The 14,092-nt window shown below is 45.3% G+C and carries 13 protein-coding genes; 12 read left to right on the top strand and 1 reads right to left on the bottom strand.

Annotated elements, in window-relative coordinates:
• Positions 1–135 precede the first annotated feature (135 nt).
• The 10 genes from OCT63_RS13215 to rpoS all read left to right on the top strand — a co-directional run bounded on the left by OCT63_RS13215 (position 136) and on the right by rpoS (position 9,431).
• Positions 136–1,776 carry a CTP synthase gene (locus OCT63_RS13215; RefSeq protein WP_060468614.1) on the top strand — a complete coding sequence of 547 codons (1,641 nt, stop codon included), beginning with the start codon at positions 136–138 and terminating at the stop codon, positions 1,774–1,776.
• Positions 1,777–1,856: 80 nt separating this feature from the next.
• Complete coding sequence (eno, locus tag OCT63_RS13210; protein WP_017056575.1) at positions 1,857–3,155, top strand: phosphopyruvate hydratase; 1,299 nt, start codon at positions 1,857–1,859, stop codon at positions 3,153–3,155.
• Positions 3,156–3,422: 267 nt separating this feature from the next.
• The gene (gene ftsB / locus OCT63_RS13205) at positions 3,423–3,704 is read left to right on the top strand and encodes a cell division protein FtsB (protein ID WP_060468612.1); all 282 of its coding nucleotides are present in this window, start codon (positions 3,423–3,425) and stop codon (positions 3,702–3,704) included.
• Positions 3,704–4,405, top strand: coding sequence for a 2-C-methyl-D-erythritol 4-phosphate cytidylyltransferase (gene ispD / locus OCT63_RS13200; RefSeq protein WP_161687818.1), 702 nt, complete (start codon positions 3,704–3,706; stop codon positions 4,403–4,405). The genes ftsB and ispD overlap by 1 nt, the downstream gene beginning before the upstream one ends.
• Positions 4,406–4,407: 2 nt before the next feature.
• Positions 4,408–4,887 carry a 2-C-methyl-D-erythritol 2,4-cyclodiphosphate synthase gene (gene ispF, locus OCT63_RS13195; protein ID WP_161679740.1) on the top strand — a complete coding sequence of 160 codons (480 nt, stop codon included), beginning with the start codon at positions 4,408–4,410 and terminating at the stop codon, positions 4,885–4,887.
• Between the two features lie 22 nt (positions 4,888–4,909).
• Positions 4,910–5,956: a tRNA pseudouridine(13) synthase TruD gene (truD, locus tag OCT63_RS13190; protein WP_269983862.1), complete on the top strand. Its 1,047-nt coding sequence runs from the start codon at positions 4,910–4,912 to the stop codon at positions 5,954–5,956.
• Between the two features lie 75 nt (positions 5,957–6,031).
• Entirely contained in the window at positions 6,032–6,775 is a 744-nt protein-coding gene (gene surE, locus OCT63_RS13185; protein ID WP_060468608.1) for a 5'/3'-nucleotidase SurE, read from the top strand.
• Entirely contained in the window at positions 6,776–7,402 is a 627-nt protein-coding gene (locus OCT63_RS13180) for a protein-L-isoaspartate(D-aspartate) O-methyltransferase (RefSeq protein ID WP_017056581.1), read from the top strand. It begins immediately after the preceding gene.
• A gap of 35 nt (positions 7,403–7,437) precedes the next feature.
• Complete coding sequence (nlpD, locus tag OCT63_RS13175) at positions 7,438–8,352, top strand: murein hydrolase activator NlpD (RefSeq protein WP_060468607.1); 915 nt, start codon at positions 7,438–7,440, stop codon at positions 8,350–8,352.
• 98 nt (positions 8,353–8,450) lie between these two features.
• On the top strand, positions 8,451–9,431 hold the full coding sequence (gene rpoS / locus OCT63_RS13170) for an RNA polymerase sigma factor RpoS (protein WP_065311187.1): 981 nt from the start codon (positions 8,451–8,453) through the stop codon (positions 9,429–9,431).
• A gap of 135 nt (positions 9,432–9,566) precedes the next feature.
• Here the strand turns inward: rpoS and mutS are convergent, their stop codons facing one another.
• A complete protein-coding gene (mutS, locus tag OCT63_RS13165; RefSeq protein WP_269983861.1) occupies positions 9,567–12,128 on the bottom strand; it encodes a DNA mismatch repair protein MutS in 2,562 nt (853 codons plus the stop codon).
• Positions 12,129–12,252: 124 nt separating this feature from the next.
• On the opposite strand from mutS, the gene pncC reads away from it, so the two are divergent.
• Both pncC and recA read left to right on the top strand, forming a co-directional pair.
• On the top strand, positions 12,253–12,747 hold the full coding sequence (gene pncC / locus OCT63_RS13160) for a nicotinamide-nucleotide amidase (protein WP_060468640.1): 495 nt from the start codon (positions 12,253–12,255) through the stop codon (positions 12,745–12,747).
• 139 nt (positions 12,748–12,886) lie between these two features.
• Positions 12,887–13,927 (top strand): recombinase RecA, encoded by a 1,041-nt coding sequence (gene recA, locus OCT63_RS13155; RefSeq protein WP_060468604.1) that lies wholly within the window; start codon positions 12,887–12,889, stop codon positions 13,925–13,927.
• The last annotated feature ends 165 nt before the right edge of the window (positions 13,928–14,092 follow it).

Below are 14,092 nucleotides of genomic sequence, written 5' to 3'. Positions count from 1 at the left end.
TGAATTGATTTGAAGCAAAAAATAAAAAATTGCAGTGTGATAGATTTCACGTTGTGGCGATAAGGGGCTTCTGGTATATTTTCATCCCGTCCAGAAGTAATCCATTTCCCTCATTCAACCAATTTCAGGTTAAACATGACGACAAATTACATTTTTGTTACTGGCGGGGTTGTATCCTCTCTAGGTAAAGGTATTGCAGCAGCATCTCTTGCGGCTATTTTAGAAGCTCGTGGTCTTAAAGTGACTATGATGAAGCTTGACCCTTACATCAACGTTGATCCAGGCACTATGAGCCCGACTCAACACGGTGAAGTGTTCGTTACGGAAGATGGCGCTGAAACTGACCTTGACCTTGGTCACTATGAGCGATTCATTCGCACCAAGATGACTAAGCGTAACAACTTCACTGCAGGTCGTGTTTACTCAGACGTACTCGCTAAAGAGCGTCGCGGTGATTACCTAGGTGCAACTATTCAGGTTATCCCGCACATCACTAACTCTATCAAAGAGCGTGTTATTTCAGGTGCATCTGGCCACGATGTTGCGATCGTTGAAGTTGGTGGTACGGTTGGTGATATCGAATCTCTACCATTCATGGAAGCGATTCGTCAGCTAGCAGTAGAACTAGGCCGTGAACGCGCAATGTTCATGCACCTTACTCTAGTGCCATACCTAGCAGCAGCGGGCGAAGTGAAAACTAAGCCAACGCAACACTCTGTAAAAGAGCTACTGTCTATTGGCATTCAGCCAGACATCCTAGTTTGTCGTTCAGACCGCAACATTCCTGCGAACGAGCGTAAGAAAATTGCCTTGTTCTGTAATGTGCAAGAAAATGCAGTTATTTCTATGCGTGATGTTGACTCTATCTACAAGATCCCTCAGCTTATTAAAGCTCAAGGTACTGATGAACTTGTATGTAAGCGTTTCGGCATCACGGCTCCAGAAGCTGACCTGTCTGAATGGGAACAAGTTATTTACGAAGAAGCTAACCCAACGGGTGAAGTGACGATTGGTCTGGTTGGTAAATACATTGAACTACCAGATGCCTACAAATCAGTTAATGAAGCGCTAAAACACGCGGGCTTGAAAAATCGCCTAAGCGTTAATATCAAATACGTAGATTCACAAGACCTTGAGTCTCGTGGCGTAGAGCTTTTAGAAGGCCTAGATGCAATCCTAGTGCCTGGTGGCTTTGGTGATCGTGGTGTTGAAGGTAAAATTCTTGCTGCTCAATACGCTCGTGAAAACAAAGTACCGTACCTAGGTATCTGTCTAGGTATGCAAGTAGCGCTTATCGAGTACGCTCGTAACGTTGCGAAAATGGAAGGGGCACACTCTTCTGAGTTCAGCTCTGAAACTAAGTACCCAGTCGTTGGTCTTATCACTGAATGGACTGATGGTGAAGGTAAAGTTGAAGAGCGTACAGAATCATCTGACCTAGGCGGCACGATGCGTCTTGGTTCACAGCTTTGTCACCTAGCGAAAGGGACGAAAGCTTACGAATTATACGGTAGCGCGACGATCCATGAACGTCACCGCCACCGTTACGAAGTGAACAACAATCTTCGTCCACAAATCGAAAAAGCGGGCCTAAAAGTATCGGGCCTATCTGCGGACAAGAAGCTGGTTGAAGTAATTGAAAACCCGAACCACCCATGGTTTGTTGCTGCTCAATTCCACCCAGAGTTCACTTCAACACCTCGCGATGGTCACCCATTGTTTGCAGGTTTCGTGAAAGCGGCTGGTGAGTTCCAGCGTGGCGAATTAGAGAAATAAAAGGAATACAGGTAGCTGCGTAGGTTGTGCTGCTACCTTTAAATTTGACATTTATATATTCAACGAGAAGGAAACATTCAATGTCTAAGATCGTTAAAGTTCTAGGTCGTGAAATCATCGATTCACGTGGTAACCCAACTGTAGAAGCTGAAGTACACCTAGAAGGCGGTTTCGTAGGTATGGCTGCTGCTCCATCTGGCGCATCTACTGGTTCTCGCGAAGCTCTTGAGCTACGTGACGGCGACAAATCACGTTTCCTAGGTAAAGGTGTTCTTAAAGCTATTGAAGCTGTAAACGGCCCAATCGCTGAAGCTCTAGTTGGTAAAGACGCTAAAGCTCAAGCTGACGTTGACCAAATTATGCTTGACCTAGACGGTACTGATAACAAGTCTAAGTTCGGCGCGAACGCTATCCTAGCTGTATCTCTAGCTAACGCAAAAGCTGCTGCTGCTGCGAAAGGCATGCCTCTATACGAGCACATCGCTGAGCTAAACGGTACTGCTGGTCAGTTCTCTATGCCTCTACCAATGATGAACATCATCAACGGTGGTGAGCACGCAGATAACAACGTTGACATCCAAGAGTTCATGATCCAACCAGTTGGCGCTAAAACTCTTAAAGAAGGTCTACGTATCGGCGCTGAAGTATTCCACAACCTAGCTAAAGTTCTTAAGTCTAAAGGCTACAGCACTGCAGTTGGTGATGAAGGTGGCTTCGCTCCTAACCTTAAATCTAACGCTGAAGCTCTAGAAGTTATCGCAGAAGCTGTTGCAGCTGCTGGTTACGAACTAGGTAAAGACGTTACTCTTGCTATGGACTGTGCTGCATCTGAGTTCTTCGACAAAGAAGCTGGCATCTACAACATGAAGGGCGAAGGTAAAACTTTCACTTCTGAAGAGTTCAACCACTACCTAGCTGAACTAGCGAACAACTTCCCTATCGTTTCTATCGAAGACGGTCTTGACGAGTCAGATTGGGATGGCTTCAAGCACCAAACTGAACTTCTAGGCGACAAGCTTCAAATCGTTGGTGACGATCTTTTCGTTACAAACACTAAGATTCTTGCTGAAGGTATCGAGAAAGGCGTAGCTAACTCTATCCTTATCAAGTTCAACCAAATCGGTTCTCTAACAGAGACTCTAGCTGCAATTAAGATGGCTAAAGACGCTGGCTACACTGCAGTAATCTCTCACCGTTCTGGCGAAACTGAAGATGCAACTATCGCAGATCTAGCGGTAGGTACAGCTGCAGGTCAAATCAAAACTGGTTCTATGAGCCGTTCTGACCGTGTTGCTAAGTACAACCAACTAATCCGTATCGAAGAAGCTCTAGGTTCTAAAGCTCCTTTCAACGGTCTTAAAGAAGTTAAAGGTCAATAATTCCTAGCGAATTATGCACTAATGCTTTTAAATGCCTCGCTTATGCGGGGCATTTTTTTGCCTCTATAAAACTGTCTTTTTATACCTACAATTCGTCATTATTGAGACCTACGGAGAAGGGAGGTGGGAATATCATCTTGTGTTACGAACAACAATAATTCCCCGACTTATTGATTCCCTGGTACCACATATCTCGCACCAATAAGCGCATTATGGTATATATGTGCCTTATTCTAGTTCCTTCTTTTTCAACCAGCGAAAGGTGTTATGCGAATTTTTGCTTTAGTTTTGCTCATAGTGTTTGGCTGGCTACAACACACACTGTGGTTTGGTAAAAATGGTATCTCTGATTACTACGGTGTGAACAACGAAATCCAAGTTCAGCAGCAAGTAAATGAAAAGCTTCATCTTCGTAATGCTGAGATGTTTGCGGAAATTGACGATCTACGCCAAGGCTTAGACGCGATAGAAGAGCGTGCACGTCATGAACTTGGAATGGTGAAAGAAGGCGAAACGTTTTATCGTATCATTGGTGAGGAATCCCATTAATGTCGATTCAACTTCAAAGCGTGATTGCCGTTGTACCTGCGGCGGGCGTGGGCAGCCGAATGCAGGCCGACCGTCCTAAGCAATATCTAAAAATTAGCGGCACAACGATTTTAGAGCACACCGTTGAGAAATTATTGTCTCACCCGCAAGTCTCTCAAATTGTCGTTGCTATTAGCGATGATGACCCATACTACCCAGAGCTTGCCTTAAATCAGAATCCAAAAGTGATCAGAGTGTCTGGTGGAAGCGAAAGAGCGGACTCAGTACTCTCTGCCTTAGATTATATCGCTGAGCAACAGCTTGGTGATTGGGTTATGGTTCACGATGCGGCAAGGCCTTGTGTTCAATTAGGTGACATCGATAAGTTGATCTCCGGTGCAATGAGTCATGAGGTAGGGGCGATTTTGGCTGCTCCTGTTCGTGATACGATGAAGCGTGGTGCCCAAGGGCAGATCGAGCATACCGTTGAACGAGCCGATTTGTGGCATGCACTGACGCCGCAAATGTTTAGAGCAAAACCTCTGTGGAATGCATTAAGTGAGGCGCTTCAACAAGGTGTTTCTATTACCGATGAAGCTTCAGCCTTTGAGTGGAAAGGTTTATCGCCCGCTTTAGTTACAGGGCGCTCAGATAATTTTAAGATTACTCAGCCAGAAGATTTAGCCCTTGCTGAGTTCTATTTAAGTCAGAATAAGGAATAATGATGATTCGTATTGGCCATGGCTTTGATGTACATAAGTTTGGTGGTGAAGGCCCGGTAATTATTGGTGGCGTGAGCGTCCCTTATGAACAAGGTCTTATTGCACACTCAGATGGTGATGTTGCCCTGCATGCGTTATGTGACGCTCTATTAGGTGCGATTGCTGCGGGTGATATTGGTCGTCATTTCCCAGATACCGATGATGAGTGGAAAGGTGCAGACAGCCGTGAGCTATTGAAAGACGTTTATCGTCGAGTAAAAGAGCAAGGCTACGTGATTGGTAATGCCGATATTACTATCATGGCGCAAGCGCCAAAAATGGCGCCTCATATAGTGTCTATGTGCCAAGCTATTGCACAAGACTTAGAAACCAGCATCAGTAATGTGAATGTAAAAGCCACGACCACTGAGCGTTTAGGTTTTACAGGTCGCAAAGAGGGCATCGCATGTGAAGCGGTGGTCCTAATTACCAAAAGTGCGTAAGCACCAACACGAAAAGAACAGCATGTCAGATATTTTATCTTCATTGGCTTATCTAAACGGTAAACCAACTGCGAAAGCAAAACTAAAAGCAAAAGCCGAACACTTTGTCGTTAATGAAGACCTAGGTTTTGAGTTTACCGGCGAAGGCGAGCACCTAATGGTTCGCATTCGTAAAACGGGTGAGAACACGAGCTTCGTGGCGAATGAGCTGGCTAAAGCTTGTGGTGTTAAGTCGAAAGATGTGAGCTGGGCGGGTTTGAAAGACCGTCACGCGGTTACCGAGCAGTGGTTGAGCGTCCACCTACCGAAAGGTGAGCCTGACTTTTCAGCGTTCTTGGCACAATACCCAAGCATCGAAATCCTAGCGACAGCACGTCACAACAAAAAGTTACGTCCAGGCGATTTAGTGGGCAACCAATTTGAGTTGACCTTGTCTGAAGTAACGGATTGCGATGATGTGGTCAAGCGTTTGGAAAAAGTCGTTCAAGTCGGCGTGCCGAACTACTTTGGTGCTCAGCGTTTTGGTAATGAAGGCAACAACTTATCTGAAGCTCGTCGTTGGGGCCGTGATAACGTTCGTACTCGTAATCAGAATAAACGCAGCTTGTACCTTTCTGCGGCTCGCTCGTGGATCTACAACCTGATCCTGTCAGACCGTATTGAGCAAGATGCGTTTGCATCTGCATTGGTGGGCGATATCGTGGTGAAAGACGGTACTCAACTAGCAGTAACGGCTGACAACATCGAAGTAGTAAACCAAGACATCGCGAACGGCGCAGCATTGGTTACTGTTGCTTTGGCTGGCGATAATGCCTTGCCTACGACGGATGAGTCTCAAGCTTTAGAGCAGAAACACCTTGATGCTGAACCGGATCTAATGGCTCTGATTCGTGGTAACCGTATGCGCCATGATCGTCGTGAAGCGTCACTGAAACCAACGGATTTAACTTGGGAAGTGAACGAAGATAATGTCACGCTTAAGTTCTCTCTTGATGCGGGTTGTTTCGCAACAGCGATCGTTCGCGAATTGATTGAAGAAGTACACGTAGAAAGAAGCTACGAGCAATAACGATTCTGCTTGGAGCTAAGTCACTTGATATTGGAATTTAGTCACTTGGCATTGGAACAAAAGAAAGGATACAAGATGAAGATTTTACTCAGCAACGATGATGGTGTGCATGCTCAAGGTATTCATGAGCTAGCAAGTGAATTACGTGATCTTGCTGAAGTTATCATTGTTGCACCTGATCGTAATCGCTCAGGTGCTTCAAATTCATTAACTTTAGAACAACCTTTGCGTGTTCAAGAAATTGCTGAAAATACCTATTCGGTACAAGGCACACCGACCGACTGTGTGCATTTTGCGTTAAATGAACTGCTCAAGAACGATATGCCCGATCTGGTTTTAACGGGCATTAATCATGGTGCTAACCTTGGTGACGATGTACTTTATTCAGGCACAGTGGCTGCTGCAATGGAAGGGCACTTCTTGGGCGTTCAATCGGTGGCGTTTTCCCTGGTGGGTAAAAAACATTTTAAGACAGCGGCAGTGATTGCTCGTGGTATCGTCGAACAACATTTAGTCAACCCAATCCCAACTAACCGCCTATTAAACGTCAATGTGCCTGACCTGTCTTTAGAACAGTTGTCTGGAACTCAAGTAACACGCCTTGGCGCTCGTCACCATGCTGAAGATATGATTAAGCAAAAAGACCCCCGCGGTCATGATATTTATTGGCTTGGTCCTCCGGGCAAAGAGCAAGATGCCGGCGAAGGTACCGATTTTTACGCTATCGAACATGGCTTTGTATCGGTAACACCGTTACAAGTTGATCTGACGGCACACGAGTCGTTAGGTGCGATGACAACATGGTTAGGAGAGAAGTAAGTGAGCAACCCACAAGCCGAGCGCTTAGTTACTTTTTTGATTGAAAATGGTATTCAGGATCATAAGGTTCTCGATGCTATTTACCAACTGCCGAGAGAGAGCTTTTTATCACAGGCAATGTACCATCAAGCTTATGATAACAATGCGCTGCCTATCGGACAGGGACAAACAATCTCTCAGCCATACATCGTTGCTAAAATGACAGAGTTACTTGAGTTACAACAAGACAGTCGCGTTTTGGAGATCGGAACCGGTTCTGGTTACCAAACCGCAGTATTAGCTCAGCTTGTTGACCATGTTTATTCGGTTGAAAGAATAAAGTCGCTACAGTGGAATGCTAAGCGTAGGTTGAAGCAACTCGATTTCTACAATATCTCAACCAAACACGGTGATGGCTGGCATGGGTGGTCTTCAAAAGCCCCTTTTGATGCGATTATTGTCACCGCTGCTGCTGAGTCGATTCCTCAAGTGCTTTTGCAACAACTTAAAGATGGTGGTCGTTTACTGATTCCTGTCGGTGATGATGAACAGCAATTGTTGAAGATTGTTCGCCATGGTGACGAGTTTTTATCGAGTGTTATCGAGGTCGTGAGATTTGTACCTCTCGTTCCTGGTGAGTTAGCTTAATCAAAATACTACTGGTGTAGGTGGATAGAGAGTCGATGGGTTCGAAGTTGTTAAAAGGAAGTACTTTACTGCTTGGCTGTGCACTTGTTGGGTGTGCAGCGAATTCGCCTGCGCCCGTTTCAAGCCTTAACAAGAATTACTCATCGATCGATCGTGGTAGTTATCGCGGCAGTTATTATGAAGTAAAAAAAGGCGATACGCTTTATTTCATCGCTTATGTGACCAACAAAGACGTGAATGACCTCGTTAGCTACAACAAATTGTCTGCCCCATATACGATCCATCCAGGACAGAAGCTTAAGTTATGGCGCCCGAGCTACAGCGCGCCAGCGTATGGTAAATCAACGGTAGCGGCTGCAGCAGTTGCTGCGCCTGTCGCGGCATCAACCACGTCATCTGCGGCAAGTACCCCTAAAACCATACCTAAGCAGAGTAAAAACTCTAAATCTTCCCCTGCTCAAACTACCATCAAAGTGGTTAAAAAAGATTCACCAAAGAAGGTTGAACAATCCAAATCAAAAGAGTATGTTGGTTCTAAAGGTAAACAAAATGTTACACCGACCACCAAACCAACAAGTGATAAAGTATCCAAATGGTTATGGCCAACAAAAGGGAGAGTGATTAAGAACTTCTCTGTAGGCGAACAAGGAAATAAAGGCATAGACATAGCAGGACAGCGAGGTCAGCCAATAGTATCTACTGCAGGGGGAACGGTTGTTTATTCGGGTAATGCATTGCGAGGCTACGGCAATCTAGTGATTGTGAAGCACAATGATAATTACTTAAGTGCATACGCGCATAATGACCGGTTATTAGTATCTGAAGGGCAAAGTGTGAAACCAGGGCAGAAGATTGCAACAATGGGAAGCTCTGGAGCCAGCAGTGTCAGGCTGCACTTTGAGATTCGTTACCAAGGCAAATCAGTTAATCCAAAACGATACTTGCCTTAAATACAAGGTCTCTTAATAGGACATTGTATGAAGTGACATAGTCATTTAGCGACATATGAAGTTGTAATGTCATGCTAATTTCGCCAGGGGGAGGCGTTATGAGTATAAGCAATGCAGTAACCAAAGAAGAGTTCGATCTTGTCCAAGCAACCACGGAACCGGAAGCACTTGGAAAAGCAAAGCGAACAGTCACTAAGAAAACCGAAGCGAAAGAAGAAGTTGAAGTTACGTCTAAAAGCTTAGATGCCACTCAACTTTATCTAGGCGAGATCGGTTTCTCACCACTATTAACCGCAGAAGAAGAAGTGCTTTATGCACGTCGAGCTCTACGCGGTGATGAAGCAGCACGTAAACGCATGATAGAAAGTAACCTGCGTTTAGTGGTAAAGATTTCCCGTCGTTATAGCAATCGCGGTTTAGCACTTCTCGATCTAATTGAAGAAGGCAACTTAGGTTTGATTCGCGCCGTAGAGAAGTTTGACCCAGAACGTGGTTTCCGTTTTTCGACCTACGCGACATGGTGGATTCGTCAAACCATTGAACGTGCGTTGATGAATCAGACTCGGACTATCCGTTTACCAATCCATGTTGTGAAAGAGCTGAACATCTACCTACGTACTGCAAGAGAGCTATCACAAAAGCTTGACCATGAACCAACGGCAGAAGAGATCGCTTCTAAGCTAGATAAACCCGTTGGTGATGTGAGCAAGATGCTTCGTCTAAACGAAAGAGTGAGTTCTGTAGATACGCCAATTGGTGGTGACGGTGAGAAAGCACTGTTGGATATTATTCCAGACATCAACAATTCAGATCCTGAGGTTTCAACTCAAGATAGCGATATCAAGAATTCGTTGATCTTCTGGCTTGATGAGCTGAATCCGAAGCAGAAAGAGGTGCTTGCACGTCGATTTGGATTGCTTGGTTATGAACCGTCAACACTAGAAGAAGTTGGTCGTGAAATTAGCCTGACTCGTGAGCGTGTTCGTCAAATTCAAGTTGAAGGTCTGCGTCGTTTACGTGAGATTCTGATCAAACAAGGTCTGAACATGGAAAACCTGTTCAACGTTGAAAATGACTAAATGATATTCAATAATATCGAAATAAAAAAACGCTGACTTAATGTCAGCGTTTTTTAGTTTTAGCTTCTGATTGAGCTTTTTAATTTAGCTAGAAACCACAGCGCTTGGTTATTCTAAACTAGAGTGCTTCTTAAGCTAGAGTAGCTTTTTCAAGCGGTAGAGTTCTTCTAATGCCTGTCGAGGTGTTAGATCATCAGGATCGACACTCGCTAGTGCTTGTTCCACTTCACTCGGTTCAGGGATTAGACTCAGTTGGTTTGCGATATCAACGTCGCTTGGTCTCGACATCGGAGCCCCGATACTGAGTGCTTCTAGTTGCGTTAGTTTAGCGCGAGCATTTTTGATCACCACTTTAGGAACCCCGGCTAAGCTGGCAACCGCTAAGCCATAAGATTTACTCGCTGCACCTTCTTGTACTGCATGCATAAAGGCAATGTTGTCGCCATGTTCAACTGCATCTAAGTGTACGTTTGCCAATGTTGGAAGCTGGTTCGGTAACTCGGTTAGCTCAAAATAATGCGTGGCAAACAACGTCATCGAATTAATTTGATTTGCTAGCCATTCTGCACTTGCCCAAGCTAGCGACAAACCATCATAAGTACTAGTACCACGGCCGATCTCATCCATTAATACAAGGCTATTTGGTGTCGCGTTATGCAGAATGTTAGCGGTTTCTGTCATCTCAACCATGAAGGTTGAACGGCCAGAAGCCAAATCATCCGATGCGCCAATACGAGTAAATATACGGTCGATAGAGCCAATCGTCGCGCTTTCAGCTGGCACATAACAACCGATATGGGCCATCAATGCGATAAGTGCAGTTTGGCGCATGTAGGTCGACTTACCACCCATGTTTGGACCTGTGATGATCAGCATTTTACGCTTATCGTTTAGGTCGATAGGGTTGGCGATGAAAGGTTCATCCATCACTTGTTCTACTACTGGGTGACGACCCGCTTGTATCTGTATACCGGCCACTTCTGTCATGGTTGGACGACAGTAATCAAGTGTATCTGCTCGCTCAGCTAAGTTTTGTAGTACATCAAGTTGAGATACTGAAGAAGCGATGTTTTGTAGTCGTTCTAGGTATGGCAGTAGTAAATCAAACAACTCTTCCCACAACTGCTTCTCGATAGCCAGTGCCTTCGATTTAGAGTTAAGCACTTTGTCTTCGTGCTCTTTCAGCTCAGGAATGATATAGCGCTCAGCGTTCTTCAGCGTTTGGCGACGAACATAATGTGGCGGTACAAGGTGGCTTTGTCCGCGGCTTACTTGAATGAAGAAACCGTGTACGTTGTTGTAACCAACTTTTAGCGTGTCGATGCCGTGACGTTCACGCTCTTCTTGCTCAAGCTTATCCAGAAACTCAGTTGCACCTGCAGCAAGATCACGCCATTCATCTAGCTCGGCGTTGTAGCCTTCTGCAATCACACCGCCGTCACGGATAACCACGGGTGGGTTCTCTTTGATTGCACGTTCAAGCAGTTCTGAAACCTCATCTACAGGAGAGGCATACTGAGCAAGTTGAGTTAGGTACGGGTGCTTAAGCTGTGTCAGTGTTTCAGCTAGCTCTGGTAAGTATTCCATTGCTTGGCGAAGGCGCGCCATATCACGTGGGCGAGCAGAACGAAGTGCAAGACGAGCAAGAATACGCTCGATATCACCAATCTGCTTTAAGGTTGGCTGTAGCTCTGTAAAGAGAGCCAAGTCTTTCATTTCACCAATCGCATCTAAGCGTTGATCAAGTGCCGAGATATTGCGCATTGGTTGATGTAACCAACGCTTAAGCATGCGACTGCCCATAGCGGTTGCGGTGTGATCAAGCACTTCAGCAAGAGTGTTATCTGTGCCACCGCCAAGATTTTGCGTGATCTCTAGGTTGCGGCGAGTCGCAGCATCGAGGATCACCGAATGATCTTGCTTATCCATGGTCAGTGAACGGATGTGCGGCAGGGCAGTACGTTGCGTGTCTTTCACGTATTGGATAAGACAGCCAGCGGCACAAAGGCCAAGCTTGGCACCTTCAACGCCAAAACCCACAAGGTCACGAGTACCAAATTGTTGGTTCAGCTGCTGCTTCGCGGTATCTAATTCAAATTCCCATACTGGACGACGGCGATTGCCGTTACGGCTTGCCATTAAATCGACAGGTTCGAAATCCTCAGGGAATAGTAGCTCACGTGGTGAGGTTCTCTGTAGCTCAGCGGACATCGCTTCTTCAGTTTCAGGCTCGCAAAGTTGGAATCGGCCAGAGGTAATATCAAGCGTCGCGTAACCGAATTTACCGTTGTGGTGGTAAATCGCGGCGATTAAGTTGTCGACTCGCTCAGAAAGCAGGGCTTCGTCGGTTACGGTACCCGGTGTCACGATACGCACGACCGCACGCTCTACAGGGCCTTTTGAAGTGGCTGGATTACCAATCTGTTCACAAATTGCTACGGATTCACCAAGTTGCACTAACTTTGCAAGGTATCCTTCAACGGCATGGTATGGAACACCTGCCATCGGAATCGGTTCACCATTTGATGAACCACGCTTAGTCAGTGAAATATCGAGGAGTTGAGAGGCTTTTTTAGCGTCATCGTAGAAAAGCTCGTAGAAATCGCCCATGCGGTAGAACAACAGAATTTCTGGATTTTCTGCTTTGAGTTTTAGGTACTGCTGCATCATGGGAGTGTGTTTTTGATCGGCTTTCACAGTTAACTTCTTTCGTTTATTTCTATTGCGGCTTAGGATACGTGAAAGCGTTTCGTGCGAAAAGCGGCTGATGCGAAAAGATGCAAATCCAAATGATATGACGGTAATTAAAGGGAAGCTAATAATGCAGATGACTCAAGCTCTTAGTGAAAAACTCGGACCATTACTGGCAAAGCATAAACAAGTGCTAGTGACCGCTGAATCTTGTACCGGCGGTGGTGTAGCGACTGCTGTCACCGATGTGGCGGGCAGCTCAGCATGGTTTGACCGCGCCTTTGTGACTTACAGTAATGAAGCTAAGCAAGAGATGATTGGTGTTCAGCTTGAAACCTTGGTTGAGTTTGGTGCGGTGAGTGAACCCGTGGTGATAGAAATGGCCAAGGGGGCGCTACAACATTCAAATGGCACTATTTCTGTGTCGATCAGCGGTATTGCTGGCCCTGGCGGCGGCACGGAAGAAAAGCCCGTTGGTACCGTCTGTTTTGCTTGGAAATCGCTAAATGGCTGGGATAAAGTAGAAACGAATGTATTTACAGGTGATAGATCACAAGTACGCCAACAAGCCACGCACCATGCCCTGCAAGTTATTTATGATTACCTATCAATGGAAGGTAAGTAACATTTGTACAAATTATTTTCATACAGGTATAGACACTGTATGAATCAACAGTATAATGAGAGCCAATTAGTCACCCCTATGTGGGTTAGAAATAGATTCTAGATCGCTTGTTGAGACAACCGATTATGTGGAGATAGAAATGGACGAGAATAAACAAAAAGCGTTAGCCGCAGCCCTTGGTCAGATTGAAAAACAATTTGGTAAAGGTTCTATCATGCGTCTTGGTGATAACCGCACAATGGACGTAGAAACTATTTCTACAGGTTCTCTATCTCTAGATATCGCACTTGGTGCTGGTGGCCTACCGATGGGACGTATCGTAGAGGTTTACGGTCCAGAATCATCAGGTAAAACAACGCTAACGCTTGAGCTTATTGCTGCAGCACAAAAAGTTGGCAAGACGTGTGCTTTCGTTGATGCGGAACACGCACTAGACCCTATCTACGCTCAAAAGCTTGGTGTTGATATCGATGCACTTCTTGTTTCTCAACCTGATACGGGTGAGCAAGCATTAGAAATCTGTGATGCATTGGCTCGTTCAGGTGCAATCGATGTGCTTGTTATTGACTCAGTAGCAGCACTAACACCAAAAGCAGAAATTGAAGGCGAAATGGGCGATAGCCACATGGGTCTTCAGGCTCGTATGCTTTCTCAAGCAATGCGTAAGTTAACAGGCAACCTTAAGCAGTCTAACTGTATGGCTATCTTCATCAACCAAATCCGTATGAAGATTGGTGTGATGTTCGGTAACCCAGAAACAACAACAGGTGGTAATGCTCTTAAGTTCTACGCATCTGTTCGTCTTGATATCCGCCGTACTGGTGCGATCAAAGATGGTGATGAGGTTGTTGGTAACGAAACGCGTATCAAGGTTGTTAAGAACAAAATCGCTGCACCATTCAAACAAGCTGAAACTCAAATCCTATACGGCAAAGGCTTCAACCGTGAAGGTGAGCTTATCGATTTAGGTGTTAAGAACAAGCTAGTAGAAAAAGCGGGCGCTTGGTATAGCTACAAGGGTGACAAGATCGGCCAAGGTAAAGCTAACGCTGGTAAGTACCTACGTGAAAACCCAGAGATTGCTCTGGAGATCGATACTAAACTTCGTGAGTTGCTACTAACGCCTGCTGTTCTTGAAGAGAAAGGCGTAGAGAAAGAAGAAGAAAACGAAGAGCTATAAGCTAACGTTTTATCGAGCGTATGTTTGAAGGAATATTCGCTTTGAAAGAATTTGAAGCCTCACATATTTTATGTGGGGCTTTTTTATTGAAGCTCTTCCGTCCTGGTCTGTGTTTATTTAGCTTGCCTTAGTGGTTAGGTCGAAAGTGTAGTTTTGTTTTTTCTC

It is taken from the genome of Vibrio sp. RW, from assembly GCF_027587105.1.
Lineage (GTDB): Bacteria > Pseudomonadota > Gammaproteobacteria > Enterobacterales > Vibrionaceae > Vibrio > Vibrio toranzoniae.
This window is presented reverse-complemented; position numbering and strand designations above follow the sequence as displayed.